16 protein-coding genes are annotated in these 23,734 nt (G+C 67.3%); 13 read left to right on the top strand and 3 right to left on the bottom strand.

The genetic code is table 11. The features are described from left to right. Window positions 1-26 precede the first annotated feature (26 nt). The 10 genes from ftsZ (at window position 27) to nrdR (ending at window position 11,089) form a co-directional block, all read left to right on the top strand. Complete coding sequence (ftsZ, locus tag ACQ1RG_RS14635) at window positions 27-1,214, top strand: cell division protein FtsZ (RefSeq protein WP_009379925.1); 1,188 nt, start codon at window positions 27-29, stop codon at window positions 1,212-1,214. An 11-nt stretch (window positions 1,215-1,225) separates the two neighbouring features. Next, window positions 1,226-1,957 (top strand): peptidoglycan editing factor PgeF, encoded by a 732-nt coding sequence (pgeF, locus tag ACQ1RG_RS14630; RefSeq protein WP_009379923.1) that lies wholly within the window; start codon window positions 1,226-1,228, stop codon window positions 1,955-1,957. Between the two features lie 128 nt (window positions 1,958-2,085). Next, window positions 2,086-2,586, top strand: coding sequence for a cell division protein SepF (locus tag ACQ1RG_RS14625; protein WP_009379922.1), 501 nt, complete (start codon window positions 2,086-2,088; stop codon window positions 2,584-2,586). 82 nt (window positions 2,587-2,668) lie between these two features. Continuing rightward, on the top strand, window positions 2,669-2,968 hold the full coding sequence (locus ACQ1RG_RS14620; protein WP_430600189.1) for a YggT family protein: 300 nt from the start codon (window positions 2,669-2,671) through the stop codon (window positions 2,966-2,968). Window positions 2,969-3,126: 158 nt separating this feature from the next. After that, the gene (locus ACQ1RG_RS14615) at window positions 3,127-3,948 is read left to right on the top strand and encodes a DivIVA domain-containing protein (RefSeq protein ID WP_040342213.1); all 822 of its coding nucleotides are present in this window, start codon (window positions 3,127-3,129) and stop codon (window positions 3,946-3,948) included. A gap of 165 nt (window positions 3,949-4,113) precedes the next feature. Next, entirely contained in the window at window positions 4,114-4,650 is a 537-nt protein-coding gene (locus ACQ1RG_RS14610; RefSeq protein ID WP_009379916.1) for a signal peptidase II, read from the top strand. Next, window positions 4,643-5,566: an RluA family pseudouridine synthase gene (locus ACQ1RG_RS14605; RefSeq protein ID WP_009379914.1), complete on the top strand. Its 924-nt coding sequence runs from the start codon at window positions 4,643-4,645 to the stop codon at window positions 5,564-5,566. Before ACQ1RG_RS14610 ends, ACQ1RG_RS14605 begins: the two co-directional genes overlap by 8 nt. 170 nt (window positions 5,567-5,736) lie before the next feature. Further along, window positions 5,737-9,246, top strand: coding sequence for a DNA polymerase III subunit alpha (gene dnaE, locus ACQ1RG_RS14600; RefSeq protein WP_051995583.1), 3,510 nt, complete (start codon window positions 5,737-5,739; stop codon window positions 9,244-9,246). A gap of 39 nt (window positions 9,247-9,285) precedes the next feature. Beyond that, window positions 9,286-10,590, top strand: a complete 1,305-nt coding sequence (gene hisD / locus ACQ1RG_RS14595; protein ID WP_100227506.1) for a histidinol dehydrogenase — start codon at window positions 9,286-9,288, stop codon at window positions 10,588-10,590. Between the two features lies 1 nt (window position 10,591). Next, window positions 10,592-11,089 carry a transcriptional regulator NrdR gene (gene nrdR / locus ACQ1RG_RS14590; RefSeq protein ID WP_040342212.1) on the top strand — a complete coding sequence of 166 codons (498 nt, stop codon included), beginning with the start codon at window positions 10,592-10,594 and terminating at the stop codon, window positions 11,087-11,089. A gap of 239 nt (window positions 11,090-11,328) precedes the next feature. Here nrdR and ACQ1RG_RS14585 read toward each other — a convergent pair whose 3' ends face one another. Further along, complete coding sequence (locus ACQ1RG_RS14585; protein ID WP_009379903.1) at window positions 11,329-13,539, bottom strand: HelD family protein; 2,211 nt, start codon at window positions 13,537-13,539, stop codon at window positions 11,329-11,331. A gap of 95 nt (window positions 13,540-13,634) precedes the next feature. Next, the gene (locus ACQ1RG_RS14580) at window positions 13,635-14,426 is read right to left on the bottom strand and encodes a spermidine synthase (protein ID WP_009379901.1); all 792 of its coding nucleotides are present in this window, start codon (window positions 14,424-14,426) and stop codon (window positions 13,635-13,637) included. A 164-nt stretch (window positions 14,427-14,590) separates the two neighbouring features. On the opposite strand from ACQ1RG_RS14580, the gene ACQ1RG_RS14575 reads away from it, so the two are divergent. Beyond that, a complete protein-coding gene (locus ACQ1RG_RS14575) occupies window positions 14,591-15,874 on the top strand; it encodes a DUF4192 family protein (protein WP_009379899.1) in 1,284 nt (427 codons plus the stop codon). Between the two features lie 19 nt (window positions 15,875-15,893). On the opposite strand, the gene ACQ1RG_RS14570 is transcribed toward ACQ1RG_RS14575, so the two are convergent. After that, window positions 15,894-18,452, bottom strand: a complete 2,559-nt coding sequence (locus ACQ1RG_RS14570) for a helix-turn-helix transcriptional regulator (protein ID WP_009379897.1) — start codon at window positions 18,450-18,452, stop codon at window positions 15,894-15,896. A gap of 330 nt (window positions 18,453-18,782) precedes the next feature. Here ACQ1RG_RS14570 and ACQ1RG_RS14565 point away from each other — a divergent pair, with 330 nt between their 5' ends. Together ACQ1RG_RS14565 and ACQ1RG_RS14560 are read left to right on the top strand one after the other, a co-directional pair. After that, window positions 18,783-21,539, top strand: coding sequence for a hypothetical protein (locus ACQ1RG_RS14565; RefSeq protein WP_430600186.1), 2,757 nt, complete (start codon window positions 18,783-18,785; stop codon window positions 21,537-21,539). A gap of 580 nt (window positions 21,540-22,119) precedes the next feature. Further along, window positions 22,120-23,613: an RNA polymerase sigma factor gene (locus ACQ1RG_RS14560; protein WP_040341469.1), complete on the top strand. Its 1,494-nt coding sequence runs from the start codon at window positions 22,120-22,122 to the stop codon at window positions 23,611-23,613. The last annotated feature ends 121 nt before the right edge of the window (window positions 23,614-23,734 follow it).

Here is a 23,734-nt window from a genome sequence, read left to right as displayed (position 1 = left end):
CGATGCACGTGAGACGAGGAACCGACTTGGCTGAATTCCCACAATCCGGAGCGGATATCAAGGTTGCCGGTACCGGCGGCGGTGGTGTCAACGCTGTGCAGAGGATGATCGACGTCGGCCTGCGGGGCGTGGAGTTCATCGCCATCAACACCGACGCGCAGGCGCTCGTGCTCTCCGACGCCGATGTCAAGCTCGAGATCGGCCGCGACCAGACGCGCGGACTCGGCGCCGGCGCCGACCCGGAGATCGGCCGCAAGGCCGCCGAGTCGAGCGAGGACGCGATCCGCGACGCCCTCGAGGGCGCCGACATGGTCTTCGTCACCGCCGGTGAGGGAGGCGGCACGGGAACCGGTGCGGCTCCCGTCGTCGCCCGCGTCGCCCGGTCGCTCGGCGCCCTGACGATCGGCGTCGTCACCCGCCCCTTCACGTTCGAGGGCCGCCGCCGTTCGGCGCAGGCCGAAGCCGGCATCGCGGCACTGCGCGAAGAGGTCGACACCCTCATCGTCATCCCCAACGACCGTCTGCTCTCGATCTCCGACCGCAGCGTCTCCGTCGTCGAGGCGTTCCGCTCGGCCGATGAGGTGCTGCGCTCCGGCGTCCAGGGCATCACGGACCTCATCTCCGTGCCGGGCCTGATCAACCTCGACTTCGCCGACGTCAAATCCGTCATGCAGGACGCAGGCACGGCGCTCATGGGCATCGGTGCCGCCACCGGCGACGACCGGGCCGTCCAGGCCGCTGAGTCCGCGATCGCCTCCCCGCTGCTCGAGGCGAGCATCGACGGCGCCCACGGTGTGCTCTTCTGCATCCAGGGCGGGGCAGACCTCGGCCTCTTCGAGGTCAACGAAGCCGCCCGGCTCGTCCAGGAAGCCGCCCACCCCGAGGCGAACATCATCTTCGGCGCCGTCATCGACGACAACATCGGCGACGAATGCCGGGTCACCGTCATCGCCGCCGGGTTCGACAGCACCGTCGCCGGTCAGGAGGCGAACGTCGTCGAGGCCGTGCCGGCAGGCGTCGCCGCGTCGTCGGGACCCGCCGTCGTCGAATCCGACGCAGAGACCTTCGACTCCTCCGAGCCCGAGACCTCCGAGCCGGAACCGCGCCGCGAGGAACCGCGCCGTGAGGAGCACCAGATCCCGACCTCGCTGCCCAATGAGCGGAGCACGTCGAGCCTCGACAACGATCTCGACATCCCCGACTTCCTCAAGTAGCATCCGGCACCATGCTGCACTCGAGATTCGTCGTCCCCGGTAGGTCGACCGCGCACGTCGCGTTCACCGACCGGCACGGCGGATACTCGAGCGGCGACTTCTCCTCGTTCAACCTCGCCCGCCACGTCGGCGACGATGAGGAGCTCGTCGCCGCCAACCGCTCCGCCCTCGCCCAGGTCCTCGGGCTGAGCGCGGAGCGTCTCAGCTTCGTCTCCCAGGTCCACGGCACGGCCGTCCACCACGTCACCGACACCGCCGCCATCCGTGCCGGTGCCGAAGCCGACGCCCAGGTGAGTGCGCTTGCCGGGGTCGGTCTGGTGATCATGGTCGCCGACTGCACTCCGGTCCTCCTCGCAGACACCGAGGCGGGAGTCATCGGCGCCGTCCACGCCGGGCGCCCGGGCATGGCCGCAGGCATCGTCTCGGAGACGCTCTCCGCGATGCGCGAGCTCGGGGCCCGTGAGATCCATGCCGTCATCGGCCCTTCCGTGTGCCCGCGCTGCTACGAGGTCCCGGCGTCCCTGCGCGACGAGGTCGCCGCGGTCGAACCCGTCGCCGCCTCGGTCTCGGTGTCCGGCACCCCTGCACTCGACGTCGCCGGGGCCGTGGCCGAGCAGCTGCGCCGCGAGGGTGCGGTCATCGACCACTTCTCCCGCACGTGCTCGCGCGAGTCCGAGGACCTCTACTCGTACCGTCGCAGCCGGCGGACGGGCCGCTTCGCCGGCGTCGTCTGGCTGCAGTGACCCCGTCGCCTCGAGGGATGTGAGGATTTTTCCGCACGACACACCGCGACGGCACCGCCTGCGGAAGCGGAGAGTGCGATAGTTTGGCCGCAGATGTCGAAGTGCCGGAGGCCAGAGGAGCGTTAGGTATGTCAGCTATCAAGAAGACTCTCGAGTACCTGGGATTCGTCGAAGAGGACGACGAGCCCCAGACTCCCGAGCGACGGAACCGCGAGGTCGTCGAGACCTACGACGAGCCCGAGCGCGCGAAGGAGCCCGCCCCGGTCGACGAGCGTCCGCCCGCGCAGGTGACGCCGATCCACCCGACACCGATTCGTCCCGTTGACACTCCGGCGCCAGGAACCTCCATGAATCGCATCAAGACCATCCATCCCCGCAGCTACAACGACGCCATGGTCATCGGCGCGGCCTTCCGCGACGGCACCCCGGTGATCATGAACCTCTCGGAGATGGACGAGAACAACTCGAAGCGCCTCGTCGACTTCTCCGCCGGCCTCATCTTCGGACTCCACGGTTCGATCGAACGGGTGACGAACAAGGTCTTCCTCCTCACCCCGGAGAACATCGAGGTCAGCGGAGAGAGCGAATCCGACGCGGACACTCAGGCGAGCTTCTTCAACCAGAGCTGAGCCGGTCTGAGCAGATCCTCAGGTCGACCGTATAGTCTGGTCGACGACAGATCCGCACCGACGAAAGGCACGAGGATCCCACGTGGCCATCATCTTCTACATCCTCGGCACGGCACTCAGCCTCTACGTGTACGTGCTGCTCGCCCGAGTAGTGCTCGATCTTGTGCAGGTCTTCTCCCGCGACTCGAAGCCGCAGGGCTTCTTCCTCGTCCTCGCCGAGATCGTCTACACGCTCACGGATCCGCCGCTCAAGCTCCTGCGGAAGGTCATCCCTCCGCTGCGCCTGGGGCAGATCTCGCTCGATCTCGGGTTCATCGTCCTCCTCATCGGCATCCAGATCATCGCCTCGTTCCTCTTCGGGCTCTCGCGCTCGGGCGTGTGAGACTGCGGCAGGGGACCTGACGGGCGGAGAAGTTCGCCCAGTTCGGCGTGGCGGAGCATTTCTGCACGACAAAGCGGCAGGTGTTACGCTAATGTGACGTTGAAGCCGTCCCATGTGGGCGGCAGTGAAATGAATGCAGATCGACCAAAGGTGACCTCATGGCGCTCACGCCTGAAGACGTAGTAAACAAGCGGTTCCAGCATGTGAAGTTCCGCGACGGATACGACCAGGACGAGGTCGACGATTTCCTCGACGAGGTCGTCGTCGAGCTCCGCCGTCTCTACCAGGAGAACGACGAACTGCGTCAGAAGCTCTCGGCCGCCGAACAGCGCGTCAAGGAGCTCGAAGCCGGTGGCGGCTCCGCCAAGGCCGCGCCCGCGGGTGACATCGACGCCACTCAGGCCATGCCCGCCGCCGTTCCCGCGCCGGACTCGTCCAAGGACGCTCCCGCCCCGAAGGCCGAGAAGGCTCCCGAGGCTCCGTCTGCTCCCGCCGCCGACGAACCCAAGGCCCCGGTCGTCAAGGAAGCCGCCCCGGCCCCGAAGGCCAACGACTCCGCTCCCGCCGTCTCCGCCGCCGCTCCGGCCGCCGCCGCTGGTGCAGCGGGCGCCGGTGCCGGTGCCGCCGCTGCCGGGGGCAACGACTCGCACGGGCTCATCGCCCTGGCCCAGCGCGTCCACGACGAGCACGTCGCCGAAGGTGAGCGCAAGCGCGCCGAGCTCATCAAGGGTGCGGAGAAGGAAGCACAGGACATCGTCCGCAAGGCCGAGGCCAAGCGCGACGAGATCCTGTCGAGCCTCGAGACGCAGAAGTCCCAGCTCGAGCGTTCGATCGACCAGCTCTCGAACTTCGAGCGCCAGTACCGCACGCGCCTGAAGAGCTACCTCAACGATCAGCTGCGTGACCTCGAGAACTCGACGAGCCTCGCTCCCGAGACCCTCGACGGCAACTCATTCGGATCCTCGAACCACAAGCTCTGATCTCCGAGCGCCTCGCTGGGGCCGGACGACCGATGTCGTCCGGCCCCAGCGTCGTCTCCGCGCAGACCGCGGTCCCAGGGAGTCCGCGGAACTCTCAGCCGGTGCACATTCGTCCGGTGCCGCGGCGGCACATTCCGGTCGGTCGGGTCGGCTAGAATGATCCGAATGAACGATCACCGCCCGGAGCCGCGACGGCGGCTGCTCGTCATCCTCTTCGGCCTGGCCGCGGGAATCCTCGTCATCGACCAGGTGCTCAAATTCCTCGCCGTCACCTTCCTCGAGGGCCAGCCGCCGATCCCCGTCATCGGCTCACTCGCCGGATTCACCTTCTACCGCAATCCCGGCGCCGCACTCGGACTCGGCTCCGGAGTGACGTGGATCTTCCCGCTCATCGCCATCGCCGTCTTCGCTGCGATCCTCGTGATGTCGCGCAAGCTCGGCTCCCGCGTCTGGGCGATCGGTCTGGGGATGCTGCTCGGCGGTCTCTTCGGCAACCTCGTCGACCGGCTCTTCCGTCAGCCCGGCTTCCTCCGCGGCGCCGTCGTCGACTACATCGACCTCTCGCTCTTCATCTGCAACTTCGCCGACATCGCGATCTCCGCGGCAGCGGTCACCCTCGTCATCGCGAGCATCCGCGGGATCGAACTCGACGGCTCGCATCGGCGCAGCGAGGAGAGGACCAAGGAGGACCTCCATGACTGAGCGCTCGATCCTCGTCCCCGAGGGCCTCGACGGGCAGCGGGTCGACTCGGCCCTGTCGAAGCTGCTGGGACTCTCCCGCACGGCCGCCGCCGACATCTGCGCCGACGGCGGGGTCGAACTCGACGGGAGTCCCGTCGGCAAGTCCGACCGTGTCACCTCGGGCGCCCGCCTCGACGTCACGCTGCCCGAACCCAAGCGCCCGCTCGAGGTCGTCGCCGACCCCGTGCCGGGGATGCGCATCGTCCACGACGACGACTCGTTCGTCGTCGTCGACAAGCCGGTCGGGGTCGCCGCCCATCCCGCGATCGGGTGGACCGGGCCCACGGTCGTCGGCGGCCTCGCGGCGGCCGGCTTCAGGATCGCGACCTCCGGCGCATCGGAGAGACAGGGCATCGTCCAGCGCCTCGACGTCGGCACCTCGGGACTCATGGTCGTCGCGAAGAGCGAATACGCCTACAGCGTGCTCAAACGCGCCTTCAAGGATCGGACCGTGTCGAAGACCTACCACGCGCTCGTCCAAGGCCTGCCCGACCCCGTGCTCGGAACCATCGACGCCCCCATCGCCCGACATCCGCGCCACGACGGGCTCTACGCGGTCCACAGCGAGGGCAAGCACGCGATCACCCACTACGAGGTCATCGAAGCCCACCGGCGGGCGGCACTCCTCGAGATCCACCTCGAGACCGGGCGGACGCATCAGATCCGCGTCCACTTCTCGGCCCTCAAGCACCCGTGCGCCGGCGACCTGCCCTACGGCGCGGATCCGGTGCTCGCGAAGGACCTCGGGCTGCAGCGGCAGTGGCTCCACGCCGTGGGACTCGGCTTCCACCACCCGGAGACGGGGGAGTGGGTCGAGTTCGAGAGCGAGTACCCCGACGACCTCCAGCACGCGCTCGACACGATCCGCCAGGGCTGAGACACGCGGCATTCGGGCTCTGAGGAGGGGCTGTCCGGGGTCGCCGAGATCACCTCAGCCGTGTCCCCGGCATGGTCTAAGCTGGGTGGGCAGACAGGCCCGCATCCGAGGGAAGGCAGCCCGTGCCGAACGACGATTTCGTCCATCTCCACGTCCACACCGAGTACTCGATGCTCGACGGGGCGGCCCGCCTCGGCGACCTCATGGCGGCGACGAAGGCGTCGGGGATGTCGGCCATCGCGACGACCGACCACGGCTACCTCTTCGGGGCCTTCGACTTCTGGTCGCAGGCGACGAAGGCCGACATCAAGCCGATCATCGGCGTCGAAGCCTATGTCACCCCCGGCACCGACCGCACCGACAAGACCCGGGTGAAGTGGCGCACCGACGAGTCGCAGAAGTCCGACGACCTCTCCGGCGGCGGCCTCTACACACACATGACCCTGCTGTCGAAGGACAACACGGGCATGCGCAACCTCTTCAAGGCCTCCTCGCACGCCTCTCTCGACTCGGTGACGGCGAAGTGGCCGCGCCTCGACCTCGACCTGCTCGAGAACTACTCCGAAGGCCTCATCGCCACCACCGGCTGCCCCTCGGGTGAGATCCAGACCCGCCTGCGGCTGGGCCAGTACGAGGAGGCGAAGGCCGCGGCGGGCAAGTACCGGGACATCTTCGGCGCAGAGAACTACTACTGCGAGCTCATGGACCACGGGCTCTCGATCGAGAAGCGGGTGACGAAGGACCTGCTGCGCCTGGCGGGGGAGATGAATATCCCGCTCGTGGCCACGAACGACCTCCACTACACGCACGAATCCGACGCGAAGGCGCATGAGGCGCTGCTCGCCATCCAGTCGGGTTCGAAGCTCATCGAACCCACCTACGACCAGGGCGGTTCGCGGTTCGCGTTCTCCGGGTCCGGCTACTACCTCAAGACCCCGGCGGAGATGCGGGCGCTGTTCCGCGAGATGCCCGAGGCCTGCGACAACACCCTGGAGATCGCCGAGAAGTGCGAGGTCTCCTTCGACACCTCGGCGAACTACATGCCGAAGTTCCCGTGCCCTCCCGGTGAGGACGAGACGTCGTGGCTGATCAAGGAGGTCGAGAAGGGCCTCGAATACCGTTACCCGGACGGCATCCCCGACGATGTCCGCAAGCAGGCGGACTACGAGCTCGACATCATCATCTCGATGGGCTTCCCCGGCTACTTCCTCGTCGTCGCCGACTTCATCAACTGGTCGAAGGACAACGGGATCCGGGTCGGACCCGGCCGCGGCTCCGGTGCCGGGTCGATGGTCGCCTACGCGATGCGCATCACCGACCTCGACCCGCTCCAGCACGGACTCTTCTTCGAGCGCTTCCTCAACCCGGACCGCGTGTCCATGCCCGACTTCGACGTCGACTTCGATGATCGTCGCCGCGGCGAGGTCATCGAATACGTCACCCGGAAGTACGGCGACGAACGCGTGGCGATGATCGTCACGTACGGCACGATCAAGACGAAGCAGGCGCTCAAGGACTCCGCCCGGGTGCTCGGCAAGCCCTTCTCCCTCGGCGAGCGGCTGACGAAGGCCCTGCCGCCGGCGGAGATGGCCAAGGACATCCCGCTCGCCGACATCGAGAACCCCGAGGCGAAGCGGTACAAGGAGGCCGGGGAGTTCCGGGAACTCGTCGCCACCGACCCCGAGGCGCAGGAGACGTTCGAGACGGCCAAGGGCCTCGAGGGCCTCAAGCGCCAGTGGGGCGTCCACGCGGCAGGCGTCATCATGTCCTCGGACCCGATCATCGACGTCATCCCGATCATGCGCCGCTTCCAGGACGGCCAGGTCATCACCCAGTTCGACTACCCGACCTCCGAGGGTCTCGGACTGATCAAGATGGACTTCCTCGGTCTGCGCAATCTCACGATCATCTCCGACGCGGTGGAGAACATCAGGGCCAACCGGGACTTCGACCTCGACCTCGAACACTTGGAGCTCGACGACCGGGGCGCCTACGAACTCCTCACCCGCGGGGACACGCTCGGCGTCTTCCAGCTCGACGGCGGCGGCCTGCGCGCGCTGCTGCGGATGATGAAGCCCGACAACTTCGAGGACATCTCGGCGACGCTGGCCCTCTACCGTCCGGGCCCGATGGGTGCGGACTCGCACACGAACTACGCCCTGCGCAAGAACGGCCTCCAGGAGGTCACCCCGATCCATCCGGAGCTCGCCGAACCGCTCAAGGAGATCCTCGACACGACCTTCGGCCTCATCATCTACCAGGAGCAGGTGATGGCGATCGCGCAGAAGGTCGCCGGCTACTCGCTCGGTCAGGCCGACATCCTCCGGCGCGCGATGGGCAAGAAGAAGAAGGCCGAGCTCGACAAGCAGCAGGTCGGCTTCTTCGGGGGCATGAAGGAGCGCGGATACTCCGAGGCCGCCGCGCAGGCGCTGTGGGACATCCTCCTGCCCTTCTCCGACTACGCGTTCAACAAGGCCCACTCCGCGGCCTACGGCGTCGTCTCCTACTGGACGGCCTACCTCAAGGCGCACTACACGGCCGAATACATGGCGGCCCTGCTCACCTCGGTGGGCGACAACAAGGACAAGCTCGCGATCTACCTCAACGAGTGCCGCCGCCTCGGGATCACGGTGCTCCCGCCCGATGTCAACGAGTCCGCACTCCACTTCACCCCGGTCGGCGAGGACATCCGCTTCGGCATGGGCGCGGTGCGCAACGTCGGCGGCAACGTCGTCGACGGCATCGTCGCCGCGCGTGAGGAGAAGGGCTCGTACACCTCGTTCACCGACTTCCTCGACAAGGTCCCGAGCCACGTGTGCAACAAGCGCACGATCGAATCGCTCATCAAGGCCGGAGGCTTCGATTCGCTCGGACACACCCGCCGCTCCCTCGTCGAGGTCCATGAGGAGGCCGTCGACTCGGTCATCGGCGTCAAGCGCAAGGAGGCGATCGGCGAGTTCGACCTCTTCGCCGGCCTCGACGGCGGCGACGACGGGCCGAGCTTCTCCGTCGCGATCCCCGACCGCCCCGAGTGGGAGAAGAAGGAGAAGCTCGCGTTCGAACGCGACATGATCGGCCTCTACGTCTCCGACCATCCCCTCAACGGCCTCGAAGGGGTGCTCGCCGCGGAGTCCGATGCCTCCATCGCCGAGGTGGTCGACCCCGAATCGCACCGCCCCGACGGTTCGCAGATCAAGGTCTGCGGGATGATCACCCAGGTCACGAGGAAGGTGTCGAAGAACTCCGGCAAGCCGTACGCGATCGTCACGCTCGAGGACCTCGACGCCGAGGTCGAGGTGATGTTCTTCGGAGACACGTACGAACCGGTCGCAAGCCTGCTCGCCACCGACCTCGTCATCTCCCTGACCGGGCGGATCCGTCAGTCCGACGACCGGCCGACCTCGCTCATGGCGATGTCGATGACGATCCCCGACATCACGGATCCCGGCGACCGGCCGCTCAACCTCATCGTGCCGATGGAGAAGGCGACCGAGGAGATGGCCGAGAAGCTGCGGCGCATCCTCGAAGCGAACAAGGGCCACACGGACGTCCACCTCGTCCTCACCCAGCCCGGCCGGCAGACCGTCATGCGTCTCGACCGGTCGATCCGCGTCGACCCGAACCCGAGCCTCTACGGCGACCTCAAGGCACTCCTCGGCTCCCGCTGCCTCAGCGCCTGAGGCGGCGTCGGGAGCCCGCGACCGCGGGACTAGAATGGTCTGGTGAACATTCTCGACTTCCGCGGTGAGACCCTGAGCCGACGATTCCTCCGGCAGCGACTGCCTCGGGCGGCGGAGACCCATGCCGACGTCGAACGGCGGGTCGCCGAGCTCCTCGACTCCGTCGCAGTCGGCGGCTCGAGTGTCGTCGCCGACCTCACCGAACGCTTCGACGGAGTCCGTCCGGAGACGCTGCGGGTGCCCGCCGAGGCGCTCGCGCAGGCGGCGGCCGACCTCGACCCCGAGGTCAGGGCCGCGCTTGAGGAGACGATCGAGCGCACCCGCCGCGTCGCCGCCGACCAGGTGCCCACCGACGTCCGAACCGAACTCGGTCCCGGAGCCGAGGTGACCACCCGCAGCCTGCCCATCGAACGCGTCGGCCTCTATGTCCCCGGCGGACTCGCCGTCTACCCGTCGACGGTCGTCATGAACGTCGTCCCCGCGCAGGCCGCAGGTGCCCAGTCGCTGGCGATCGCCAGCCCTCCCCAGGCCGACGGCCTCCCGCACCCGGTGGTCCTCGCCACCGCCCACATGCTCGGCGTCGACGAGGTGTGGGCGATGGGCGGAGCGCAGGCGATCGGGGCGCTGGCCTACGGCTTCGACGACGCCGAGGTGCTCGAACCGGTCGACCTCATCACCGGCCCCGGCAACGCCTACGTCGCCGCGGCGAAGTCACTCGTGCGCTCCCACGTGGGCATCGACGCCGTGGCCGGACCGACCGAGATCATCGTCCTCGCCGATGCCACGGCCGATCCGGCCTTCGTCGCAGCCGACCTCATCAGCCAGGCCGAGCACGACGAACTCGCCGCTTCCGTGCTCGTCACCGACTCGCAGCCCCTGCTCGAGGCTGTGGAGGCCGAGCTCGAGCGGCAGGTCCCGGAGGCCGCCCATGCCGAGCGGATCCGCACGGCCCTGGCCGGCAGCCAGTCCGCCCTCGTCCTCGTCGACGACCTCGACGACGCGATCACCGTCGTCAACGCCTACGCCGGTGAGCACGTCGAGATCCACACCGCCGACGACCGGGCCGTGGCCGCACGGATCGTCAACGGGGGAGCGGTCTTCGTCGGCCCGTACGCTCCGGTCTCGCTCGGCGACTACTGTGCAGGATCGAACCACGTGCTCCCGACCATGGGCACCGCCGCCCACGGTTCGGGTCTCGGCGTCCATTCGTTCCTCAAGGTCAGCCAGGTCATCGACTATTCGCGTCCGGCGCTCGGCGAGGTCAGAGACCATGTCGTGGCGCTCGCGCGGACCGAGAACCTTCCGGCCCACGGACGTGCCGTGGCCATCCGCTTCGAGGAGTGATATGCGCTGTCCATTCTGCCGGGAGTCCGATTCCCGGGTGGTCGATTCGCGGACGAGCGAGGACGGGGCGGCGATCCGCCGTCGGAGGCAGTGCCGCCATTGCGGACGCCGCTTCACGACGATGGAGGCGACGAGCCTCTCGGTGATCAAGCGCTCCGGCGTGACCGAGGAGTTCTCCCGCCAGAAGATCATGTCCGGGGTGCGCAAAGCCTGCCAGGGCCGCCCGGTGGGCGATGACGACCTCGCGAAGCTCGCCCAGAAGGTCGAGGAGGACATCCGCTCGAAGGGCATCGCGGAGATCGACGCGGACGAGGTCGGGCTGAGCATTCTCGAACCGCTGCGCGAACTCGACCAGGTCGCCTACCTGCGATTCGCGAGCGTCTACCAGGGCTTCGACTCGCTCGAGGACTTCGAAGCCGCGATCGACTCGCTGCGCGCCGATGCGGCCCTGCGCTCCGGTGATTCGCGCGAAGCGGTCCCCGAGGACTTCGAGGACTGAAGATTCTTCGGAAAATCTCGGAGCGGATTCCGCGATCACGTCCATAGTTGTGTACCATTGTCAGTGCGCGCCTATGGTGCGTGGCCGCTTGCGGTTCGGAGGGGAAGCCGAGCCGTCAAGCGGCCTTCTACGTTCCCGGGCCGTTAACGGCGATCCTCACCGTTCGCACTGGTGAGAGCAGAAGAAGTCCCCACACGACGCTCAGGTTCGTCGCGTGGGGACTTCTCGTTCTCGGTGACTCAGTCGAGTCCGAGTTCGGCAAGCTCCGTCGGGACCGCGGCGAGCACGCCGAGGCGGTCGGTCGTGCGGGTGAGGGCGACGTAGAGCGCGCCGACACCCTCGTCCGCGCCGATCGGGGCGATGAGCCCCGGTTCGACGATGAGCACCGAGTCGAACTCGAGTCCCTTGGCCTGCTGCGGGGTGATCACGGCGATCTGATGGTCGAGGCCGGCCGCCGAGCGCCCGATGTCGAAGCCCGAGAGCGCCTCGGCGACGGCATCGACGAGGGACTCGGGGGCGATGACGGCGATCTTCCCACCCGCGACGGCGTCGACCTCGGCCCCGGTCGCCTCCGGGAGGCCCGCGATGACGGCTGCGGTGTCGGGGAAGGACACCAACCTCGGCGGGTGACCGCCCTGACGCACGGACTCGACGAGTTCGAGCTGGGGGAAGTGGCGGTGGAGGTAGCGGTTGGCGAGATCCATGACCGCCTGCGGGGTGCGGTAGGAGACGGTGAGGACCTCGAGGGCGAAGCGGTCGCCGACGAACTCGGAGAGGATCGATCCCCAGGTCCGGGAGCTGTCGCTGTGGGAGGCCTGCGCGAGGTCGCCGACGAGGGTCGCGGACTTCGAGGGCACCCGGCGGAAGAGGACCCGCCACTGCATCGGCGAGAGCTCCTGGGCCTCATCGACGACGAGGTGGCCGTACGTCCATTCCCGGTCCTCGATGGCCCGTTCGGCCAGCGTCGTCGCGGGACCCTCCTCCGCCCAGCGGGCGGCCAGGGTCTCAGCGCTGACGATCGACGAAGTCTCGGTCATGTCGACGACGGCCTCGGCGTACTCTCGGGCGGATTCGTCCCGGGCTGCGGTCTGCTGCGGGGTCGAACCGAGGAGCTCCGCGAGCTCGTCGAGGAGAGGCGCGTCCTCGATCGTCAGCGGTGCCTCAACCGGGCGGATGAGCTCTGCCTGCTCGTCCGGGGTGAGCACGCCGGCAGCCGCCGCCTCGAGCTTGTGCGGCTTGGTCAGCAGGGTCCGGAGGGCATCGCCGGGACTGATGGGGAACCATGCGAGGTTGAGGGCGCGGCGGACGTCGACCGAGGAGCGGAGTTCGTCGAGGAGCTCCGGCAGCCGCTCGCCCGCTCCGTCGAGTCCCATCTGCACGGCGAGGTCCTCGGCGAGCGTCTTGAGCAGGCCCGAGACGAAGCCGGTGCGCGCGGCGTTGTGGGCGTCGCCGCTGCGGCGGGCGCGCTCCCTGGCCGACCGGACGTCCTTGCGGCGCAGGAGGACGGTGTGGGCCCCCACCCGGAGGCGCTCGTCGTGCTCGGGCACCCGCTCATAGTTCGCGATGTGGTTGGCGAGCACTCTCGCCATCGTGGAACGACCCTTGATCTCGGCGACGACGGGGTCGTCGGAGATCTCCGTGTCGAGACCCGGGTAGAGCTGGCCGGGGGTGAGCAGCAGCGCCCCGGTCTCGCCGAGGCTGGGCAGGACCTTCTCGATGTACTTGAGGAACACCGGGGAGGGGCCGACGAGGAGGACGCCGGACTTCGCGATCCTCTCCCGGTGCCTGTAGAGGAGGTACGCGGCGCGGTGGAGGGCGACGGCGGTCTTGCCCGTGCCCGGTCCGCCCTGGACGACGAGGACGCCCTGGAGGGGCTGGCGGATGATCGCATCCTGCTCGGCCTGGATGGTCGCGACGATGTCGCCCATCCGCCCGGTCCGGTGTGTGGTGAGGGCGGCGATGAGCGCGCCCTCGCCCTGGAGTGCCGAGCGCTGGGAGTCATCGAGGGCGTCGAGGTCGAGGACGTCGTCCTCGACATCGGTGACCCTGCGGTTCTTCGTCACGAGGTGACGGCGCCGCACGACGCCCTCCGGGTTCGCCGCGGTCGACTGGTAGAAGGGCTCCGAGGCGGGAGCGCGCCAGTCGATGAGGATCTGCTTGCGATCGGCGTCGGTGAGTCCGATGCGCCCGATGTAGCTCGGTTCGGCCGAGTCCTTGAAGTCGAGGCGTCCGAAGCACAGTCCGTCCTCAGCGCTGTTGAGGCGGATGAGCTGGTCCTCGTACAGGGTGGCGAAGGCGTCGCGCTCGCTGCGGTGCTGGTGGTTTCCCCCGACCTCGGAGATCCGGACGGTCCCCAAACGGTCGGTGGTCTCATCGCGCAGCTCGTCGAGTCGTGCGTAGAGTTCGTCGAGCTTGCTCTGTTCGACGCGGATTTCTGAAGTCTCGCTCATCTCACCTTCCAATCGGCATTCAATTATGCCGAACTTTGGGCGACGGGAGTAGTCGAACCGTCACCTGGACGGTGTGTTCGCCGTCACCAAGGTGCTCAGCGGCCGAAGCGGGCGCGAAGTTCGTCGGCGCCCAGCCACGTCGCCATCGTCGGGGCCGTGCGCAGACTCCGGTCGAGGGCGGCGTCGGGCAGCGGGGCCTGCGAGGCGGCGACGATGACGTTGCCGCGGCGGCGTCCCTTGAGGACCCCGGACTCCGAGGCGGCGGCGACGTGGGCGAAGGCGGAGGACGCGGCCCTGATCTCATCCCTGAGCACCCGGTGGTCTCCCGAGTCGGGGACGTTGGCGAGGAAGAGGCCTGCCGGTTTGAGGACACGGGCGCAGTCGGCGTAGAACTCCGCCGTCTGGAGGCGGGTGGGGACGGAGTCGTGGGAGAACGCGTCGCGGATGATGACATCGGCGGTGTCGTCGCGGAAGGTTGCGACCTCCTCGGCGGCATCCCCGGCGCGCAGGGCCAGAGCGGGGGAGCGGGGAAGGTCGAACCAGGTGCGGACGTGGTCGATGAGGACGGGATCGATGTCGATCGCGGTCTGCCGGGAGCCCGGCCGACGGGCGTCGAGGGCGCGGGCCAGCGCGCAGCCTGCGGCGCCGAGGTGGATGGCGCGCAGCGATCCGCCGGGCAGGGCCGTCTCGATGATCCGGGACATCCAGTCGAGGTATTCGAAGTCGAGTCGGGCGGGATCGCTGAGGGTGATCGACGACGACGGCACGCCGTTGACGTGGAGGACGTAGCTGTCGGGTTCTCCGTCGACCTTCTCCAGCCGGGCCTCCCCGGTTGCGATCGGAACGACCTGTGTGCTCGGGGCTGTGAATATCCGTCTCTTCGCCACCCCTCACTTCTATGCCAGTTCGCCGCCGAGGGCAATTCGCCGCCCGGGCGCGTGTGGACGGCGACGCCGACTCGTGTGCGCTCGGCCTGTGCACGGCCAGGCTCCGTCCACAGCCGGGACCGCGGCTCTGGCGCACGGCCGGGACGGGGGAGTCGACTGTGGGCATGGACACGCCAGCGAAGACGGCCGAGGATCTCATCGGGATCGTGCCGCACACCCTCGGATACACCCCGGCGAGCAGCCTCGTCGCCATCCTCGTCGTCACCGACGGCGACGGCGTGCAGTCGTGCGGGACGACGATGCGCGTCGACTTCGACCTCGAGACGGCTGCGATGACGCTCGCGGAGGGAGGTGAGTGGCTGCGCGACCTCGTGTGCCGGGCGTGTGCGCCGAGCGGGGTCTTCCTCATCCTCTACGACGACGACTACATCCCCGCCGGTGCCGTCCCCGAGCGCTTCGGGCCGACCCGTGGGCACGGGGACGGGGTCGGCGATCGTGTCGGGTTCGGGGACGGTGCCGGCGGGGACAGCGTCTGCGACGACGATGCCGACGAGGACTGGTTCGATGAGGACTATGCGGGACTGCACCGCGGACTCGTGCGCGCCGCGACCGATGAGATGGCGACGGCGCTCGGCGATGCGGGCATCGCGACCCTGAGCGCGTGGTGGGTGAGCGGCGGACGCTTCGGTCGCATCGACGACGGCGAGGATCCCGGCACCGACATCGCCCTCGCCCAGTCCTCGGCGTGCGCGACCGAGCTCGTCTCGACCGGATCTGCCCCGGCCGCCGGGCCCGCGGACCTCGTCGTCCGACCGGTGGACGCCGAGGCGGCCGCCGAGTACCGCAGCGGCGCCGCCGATCCCCGCCCGAGCGTCGAGGAGAGCTTCGGCCGCCTCGGCGAGATCTATCCGACCCTGCTCGAGATGCGTGCGGGAACGGACGAGTTCGACCGGGAGCGACTCGAGGCGCTCATGACTCCCGACGTGGTCTGCGCCTTCGACCGTCTGCTCGCGGAGAAGTGGTCCAGGGATGCGCTCGAGATGATCCTCAGCTTCGACCACCCCGACTTCCTCCCCAAGCGGATGTGCCGTCTCGCCCCGGCCGAGCTCGCCCGCGCGGCCCGCCGCGCCGGGGCCTCGCGGCTGGCCGCCGAGCAGATGATCGGCCTGTCCGCGCGCGCCCCGCAGCACCGCGACATCCTGCTCGCCATCGACCTGTGCGAGGCGTACGTCCACTGGTCCGGTCCCGAGACGCTCGCGACCGCCTACGGAGTGATCGCGTGGTTCCACTGGTCGCTCGGCGGATCGACCCTGGCCGAGCAGTACGCGTTCGCCGCGCTCGACCACGACCCGCACCATTCGCTGGCCGAACTCCTCGTCTCGGCGATCGGTCAGGGGTTCCTCCCGCAGTGGCTCATGCCCGAACCGCGCCGCCGCGCACCGTTCTGACCGGTGACGATCGGGTTCGTCAGCCGAAGAGCTTGGCCAGGCCGGTGCGTGAACTCAGTCCGGTCTTCTTCAGGGCCTTGGCGATGTGCTCTTCGACGGTGCGCGGGCTGATGACCAGTGTCTCGGCGATCTCCTTGTTGCTCAGGCCGTTGGCCGCCAGCTCGGCGACCTCCCGTTCGCGTTTCGTCAGCGCGCTCACGCCCGTGCGGGAGAGTTCGGCCGATGCCGCGGACTGCGTGCGTCGGGCGCGGGCGAGATGGGCGGGCATGTGGAGGCGATCGAAGATGTCCGCGGCCCTGCGGCTCAGTTCGACGGCTGTCTCGAGGTCGTTGCCTGACTGTTCGAGGAGTTCGGCCTGCATGGTGAGGATCAGGGCCCGTTGCGAACCGAGATCGAACTTCTCCGCCCAGTCGAGTCCGGTCGACAGCAGGGCCCTGGCCTCGTGCGGATGTCCCTCGGTGAGGGCGACGAGTGCGGCGTCGGCGTGACGATAGGCGATCGAGGCGTCGTGGGGATGGAGCGACGGCCTCACCGTCGCCGGGTGCCCGAGCACGGCGGTGAGCCGGGCGGCATTCGTCTCCACGGTGCGTCGCCACCACGCGACCGACGGAGTCGGGGCTTCATCCATGCGGGCCGAGAGGCCCTCGAGTTCGGCGGTGTCCCGACGCCACATCGCCGACTGCACCAGTCCGGAGAGCGCCATGGCGATGAAGTCGGGGGAGCCGAAGCGCACGGCGTCCTCGATGGCCTCCTCTGCGGCGAGCTCGGCTTCGCCGAAGCGTCCTCGGGCGAGGAGGGAGAAGGAGAGTGCGGTTCCGAGATTCGAGCTGATGTCACCGTGTCCGAAACGCCGGGAGATCCGCAGACCCATGGAGGCGAAGTCGATCCCGGATCCGAAGTCGTCGAGCAGGTACGCCGCCCATGCCGCCGAGGCGATCGCATCGATGATCTCGACCGCGTCCTCCGGGGGCAGGGAGGTCACGAGCGGGGGCAGCTCGCGGAACAGGTCCCGTGCTTCGTGGATGAGTCCCTGATTGAGGTTCGAGATGACCTCGAAGCTCAGGGCGGCCGCCCGGTAGCGCAGTTCGTCCCGGGCAATCAGCCTGCGGATGAGTGCTCTGGAGACGGGCGCATCGGTGAGCGTCTGCAGGGCGATGTGCTCCATGACGAGTGCAGGGTCGGCGTCGTCGAGGTGGGTCTCAAGGACGTCGATCGCCGCTTCGGGGTGGCCGAGCATGCGCAGACCCCGCGCGAGGAGGACCCGGATCTGGCTGAGCAAAGAGTCGGGGGCGGGACCATCCGCGGCCGCCTGCAGGCCTTCGGCCATCGTGCGCAGGCGGTCGACGGCCTCGCGGACGCGGCCGCTGAGGAGCTCCGCTCGGCTGAGGAGGATCGCCGCCTCATGGTCGTGCGCCGACGCAGGGGATCGGGTCGCCTCGGCGAGGGGAGCCAGCCACTTCACGACGGTGGCAGGGTCGGAGCCGATCGCGAGTCGGGCTGAATCGATGAGGCGTCGACGTTCGTCGGCGGTGGCGTGGGGGCCGAGCGCCGACAGGTGCGTGGCGCTGGAGAGCGGTGTGTGGCCGGGCAGGTCGAGGACGGTGCGGTGGAGTCTGCGCAGAAGCGCTGGTTCCGCGTTCATCACTGCGCTGTGGGTGACCAGCGGGTGCAGGGTGAGCTGCGGGTTGGGGTCGAGGAGGCCGGTGCCGATGAGCGTGTCGAGAGAGGCCTGGACCGAGGCGTCGGGGATGCCGAGGACGGCGGCGATCTCGGCGGGGGAGCGGCGATCGAGGACGGCGAGGGCGAAGACGACGTCGCGGACTTCGCGGGGAAGCGACTCGATGTCGGCCATGACGACACTCTGGAGAATGGTCGTCCGGTGACTTCGGGCGAGGTCGAGCGCCTCGTCGATCGAGGTCGAGTCCGCGAACCTGCGGAACACGGATGTCAGCGTCGAGGCGAACAAGGGGTTGCCCGCGGCCGTTGCGACGACCAACTCGGTCTGAGCGGGGGTGATGCCGGTGGCGATCTCGCGGATCGCAGCGTCGTCGAGGACGTCGAGGAAGAGCTGTTCGATGTGGGCGCCGAGCGAGCGGGCCTCCTCGAGCAGCTCATGAGGAGCCTGATCCGGGCGGTGGATGGCGATCACGGAGCGGTGGGCGCGGGCCGGCCGGCGCAGGAAGAGGCGGAGGAATTCGGTGCTCGCGGCATCGATCCACTGCGTATCGTCGATGACGAGCACCAGGGGTTTCGCGCCCAGCTGCTGAGCGCAGTCGCGTGCGATGCGGCCGATATAGGACAGATCGAGCAGACGGGCACGATCTTCGTTGAGCAGCTCCGAGATCAGAGGTTGGACCGCTGAGAGCGGTGAGACCTGTGCTGAGCGTGATCCGCGGCAGACGACGACGGTCTCATTCCGGGAGCGACGTCGGTGGAGTGCCGAGGTGACGAGAGTGGATTTGCCGACGCCGATGGATCCGGCGATCTCGAGGAATTGGAGCGGACCAGAGTATTCGCTCGTCGCGGAGTCCAGCCATGCGGAGATCCGGTGGACCTCTGCGGCACGTCCGAGCAACATGGACATCCTTTCGCAGCAAGGAGTGCTGTATTCGATCAGTGACGTTGTCAGGACGTATTCGTGACGCTGTGGGGACAAGGGTGTTCCAAGACTAGTCCAGCTTCGAACGGCTCGGATGCGTCGGGCACGGTCGCAGCCCGAACTGCGGGCAGTTCGGGCCAAATACCCGTAGTAATACGGGTAGGCACCTGAGAATTCGCTCGACAGACTTGGAGAGTTCGCGAACAGTGGGTCGACTCGTCTTCTGCGGAGACGAGTCGCTCGCATGTGTCCTGAGGACATCGTTCGCGGATGTGCTGCCGTGGTTCCCTAAGAAAGGATTGTGCTCCCATGCACAGCAATACCCCTCGGAGGGCAGTGAGATCGCCGAAGACGATCGTCTTCGCGATATTCGCCGTCCTCGCCTTGTTCGCATCCCTGGCTTTCGCATCGAGTGCTGCTTCGGCGGCCGGAAAGCCTCCAGCCGGCACCTATACGGGTTCCAGCGACGCCTACAACGGGGCCACGGTCGAGCTTGTCATCGACAAGGACGGCAACATCACCGAGTTCGATACCGAGAGCTATATCCAGTGCGGACTCTTCCCCACGGCGATGCAGTGGACTGGCATTCCCAAGACCGCGGTGACCGCAGATGTTCCGTTCGACCTCGAATGGCTCTTCAACGAGAACAGCGGTGGCGCCGAGGTGCAGTACCGGTTGGAGAACGTCGTCATCAAGTCCGACGGCACCGCTTCCGGGGAGGGCTATGCTTCGATGCCTTCGCTCGGCTGCCAGGGCTACCGGTTCAACTTCACCGCGAAGAACGAGACTCCGACCCCGAGCTACGACCCGAAGGTGTCGGTGTCGCCGGGGTCGGTGACGGTGTCTGAGTTGGCTGATCCTGGTGTGACTGTGTCGGGTTCGGGGTTCCCTGCGGATGCTGATGTGGTGCTCAATGTTGCCGGTGGTGATGTGGAGACGAAGCGGTCTGATGCGTCGGGGAATGTGTCGTTTGTGTATAAGTCGTCGGGTGCTGCTGAGGGTGAGAAGGCGGTGAAGCTGACGAGTGGTCAGTGGTCGGCGTCGTCGTCGTTCACGGTGACTGCGGATCCGGTGGTGTATGAGCCGAAGGTGTCGGTGTCGCCGGGGTCGGTGACGGTGTCTGAGTTGGCTGATCCTGGTGTGACTGTGTCGGGTTCGGGGTTCCCTGCGGATGCTGATGTGGTGCTCAATGTTGCCGGTGGTGATGTGGAGACGAAGCGGTCTGATGCGTCGGGGAATGTGTCGTTTGTGTATAAGTCGGCGGGTGCTGCTGAGGGTGAGAAGGCGGTGAAGCTGACGAGTGGTCAGTGGTCGGCGTCGTCGTCGTTCACGGTGACTGCGGATCCGGTGGTGTATGAGCCGAAGGTGTCGGTGTCGCCGGGGTCGGTGACGGTGTCTGAGTTGGCTGATCCTGGTGTGACTGTGTCGGGTTCGGGGTTCCCTGCGGATGCTGATGTGGTGCTCAATGTTGCCGGTGGTGATGTGGAGACGAAGCGGTCTGATGCGTCGGGGAATGTGTCGTTTGTGTATAAGTCGTCGGGTGCTGCTGAGGGTGAGAAGGCGGTGAAGCTGACGAGTGGTCAGTGGTCGGCGTCGTCGTCGTTCACGGTGACTGCGGATCCGGTGGTGTATGAGCCGAAGGTGTCGGTGTCGCCGGGGTCGGTGACGGTGTCTGAGTTGGCTGATCCTGGTGTGACTGTGTCGGGTTCGGGGTTCCCTGCGGATGCTGATGTGGTGCTCAATGTTGCCGGTGGTGATGTGGAGACGAAGCGGTCTGATGCGTCGGGGAATGTGTCGTTTGTGTATAAGTCGGCGGGTGCTGCTGAGGGTGAGAAGACCGTGCGTCTGACCAACGGCGAGTTCTCTGCCGTTGCAACCACGACTTTCACAGTCACTGCGGACAACGGCTCGGCCGACGACTCCGGATCCAAGGATGACGCCGGCACTGCGGATGCTTCGGCTTCCGCGGATGACTCCGGATCTAAGGACGTATCCGCTGCGGCTGACGATTCTGGTTCCAAGGACGACGCTGGCACCACGGATGCCTCGGCTTCCGCGGATGACTCGGGATCGAAGGATGACGCCGCGTCGAAGGACGCCAGTGCTTCCGCTGACGACTCGGGATCGAAGGACGACGCCGCGTCGAAGGACGCAACGGCGGCGGCCGACGATTCCGGTTCGCAGGATGATGCCGGCACCACGGATGCCTCGGCTTCTGCGGATGACTCCGGATCCAAGGATGACGCTGCGTCGAAGGACGCAACTGCGGCGGCTGACGACTCGGCTTCGAAGGACGACGCCGGGACCACGGACGCCACTGCATCCGCGGACGACTCGGGATCGAAGGATGACGCCGGCACCACCGATGCCTCGGCTTCAGCGGACGACTCCGGTTCCAAGGACGACGCTGCGTCGAAGGACGCCTCTGCTTCCGCGGACGACTCGGGATCGAAGGACGATGCCGGCACCACGGATGCCTCGGCTTCCGCTGACGACTCCGGTTCCAAGGACGACGCTGCGTCGAAGGACGACTCAGGCTCCAAGGATGACTCGGGATCGAAGGACGACGCCGGCACCACGGATGCGTCAGCTTCCGCGGATGACTCGGGATCGAAGGACGACGCCGGCACCACGGATGCGTCAGCTTCCGCGGATGACTCGGGATCGAAGGATGAATCCGGTTCCAAGGACGACGCCGGCACCACGGATGCCTCGGCTTCCGCGGACGACTTGGGATCGAACGATGACTCAGGCTCCAAGGACGATTCGGGGTCCAAGAATGATGCCGGCTCGAAGGACGACTCAGGCTCCAAGGATGACTCGGGATCGACGGGCGGTTCGTCTGCTGCTTCGGATTCCGACTCGGGATCTGCCTCGTCAGCCGGCTCTGGTGCCGGGGGAGGTTCGTCCTCTGCAGCCGGTGAATCCTCTGCCGGCAGCGGTGCAGCTTCGGACGGTGGCGACCTGCCGCGAACAGGTGGGGCGCCACTAGGCCTGGTGGGCATCGGAGCTCTGCTGCTGATCGCGGGTGCTGCCGCTTTCGTCCTCGCACGTCGACGGAACTGATCACCTCAGCCGCGTCGAGAAGATTCACGCCCGCGCGTCGCGTGAAGTGAACGGTCGTGACTCGAGTTCTCCTCTCAGGAGGACAGGGTCACGGCCGATTCGCTGTTGACTCCAACCAGGTCGCCCCGTGTTCGGAGGCGGAATCCTTCGCGCTCCGAGGGGTCACACCACCAGTCACCGCTGGTGCGAAATCATCCCCGTGCAGAGGGATGAATTGCCGGTACAGGTATGACAAGACGAACTCCGCCGAGGTTGTGGCGTTCCGGGGCTGTCATCGTGCCGCGGGTGCGCGGCGTTGCTCCGGGGATGAAACGGTCTGCCGGCTGCTCTCCGACCCGGGTCACGGCTCCGACCTTCGACGAACGAGGTGTCCATCGACGGCCGACCGGCGAGCGAAACCGCGCGGAGAAATGGACAGCACAAGGAATAACGTGCGAGGATTGTGCGTTGACCCTGTCATTGCATATTGGGAGAGTTGTGCGCTCCTCCCAACGGACACGAACTCTGTGCCCCCTTGACAAGGGTCTTAGTAATGTCCTGGTGCAATCGGGAAGTATGAACGCTCGCGAAAGGTGTACACGTGCCGACAGTCGACAGGAAAACGGTGACTGAGGAGTCCGAGGCCACGTCCGCGACGACGTCCACGGGTGGCTCCACGACCACAGCGGCGAAGGGGAAGAAGACGACGAAGACGTCGACGACCACGCGAGCGAAGACGACAGCGGCGAAGAAGTCGACGGCCGAGAAGAAGACGACCGCGAAGTCGACGGCTGCGAAGAAGACCACCACGACCAAGAAGGCGGCGGAGAAGACTCCCGCTGACGACACCGATTCGGCGACGACCGAGACGACGAAGAAGGCACCGGCGAAGAAGACCGCCGCGAAGAAGACCGCGACGGCGAAGAAGACGACGGCCGCGAAGAAGACCGCTGAGCCGAGCGAAGAGACGAACACGAAGAAGAAGTCCGACGCGGACCTCGAGTCGACCGAAGAGGTCGAGCCGACCGCGGATGCACTCGCCACCGAGCTCAGCCCCTCCGAATCGACGGAGACGAAGAACTCCGAGGAGAAGGAGAAGAACGCCGCGGTCACCGAGGCCGGCGGCTTCATCGTCTCCGACGCCGATGAGGACGACGCGCCTGCCCAGCAGGTCGTCTCCGCGGGTGCGACCGCCGACCCGGTCAAGGACTACCTCAAGCAGATCGGCAAGGTCGCACTCCTCAACGCCGCCGAGGAGGTCGACCTCGCCAAGCGCATCGAAGCCGGGATGTACGCCGAGCACCTCCTCGAGGAGGGCGAGGTGAGCGACCCGCGTCTGACGATGGACTACAAGTGGATCATCCACGACGGTCGGATCGCGAAGAATCACCTCCTCGAAGCGAACCTCCGTCTCGTCGTCTCGCTCGCCAAGCGCTACACGGGTCGCGGCATGCTTTTCCTCGACCTCATCCAGGAAGGCAACCTCGGCCTCATCCGCGCCGTGGAGAAGTTCGACTACACGAAGGGCTTCAAGTTCTCGACGTACGCGACGTGGTGGATCCGTCAGGCGATCACCCGCGCCATGGCCGACCAGGCGCGCACGATCCGCATCCCGGTCCACATGGTCGAGGTCATCAACAAGCTCGCCCGTGTCCAGCGCCAGATGCTCCAGGACCTCGGCCGTGAGCCGAGCCCCGAAGAGCTCGCGAAGGAACTCGACATGACGCCCGAACGCGTCGTCGAAGTGCAGAAGTACGGCCGCGAGCCCATCTCCCTGCACACGCCCCTCGGCGAGGACGGCGACTCCGAGTTCGGTGACCTCATCGAGGACTCCGAAGCCGTCGTGCCCTCGGACTCGGTGAGCTTCACCCTCCTCCAGGAGCAGCTCCACTCTGTCCTCGACACGCTCTCCGAGCGCGAGGCCGGCGTCGTCTCGATGCGCTTCGGCCTCAACGACGGTCAGCCGAAGACCCTCGACGAGATCGGCAAGGTCTACGGGGTGACCCGCGAGCGGATCCGCCAGATCGAATCGAAGACGATGGCGAAGCTGCGCCATCCTTCGCGTTCACAGGTTCTGCGCGACTACCTCGACTGATCACGCTCACAGCTGCGACGACGTCGGGCACGGCACATTCCGGTGCCGTGCCCGACGTCGTCGCGTTTCCCGCGCGGGACTGTGCAATGGCGGCTGCTCTCGACCCCTGTGCCCGCCGCCG

The sequence above is a fragment of the Brevibacterium sp. K72 genome, from assembly GCF_050562175.1.
In the GTDB taxonomy this organism is placed as follows: domain Bacteria; phylum Actinomycetota; class Actinomycetes; order Actinomycetales; family Brevibacteriaceae; genus Brevibacterium; species Brevibacterium casei.
Note: the sequence above shows the minus strand (reverse complement) of the source record. Positions and strands in the feature narration are given on the sequence as shown.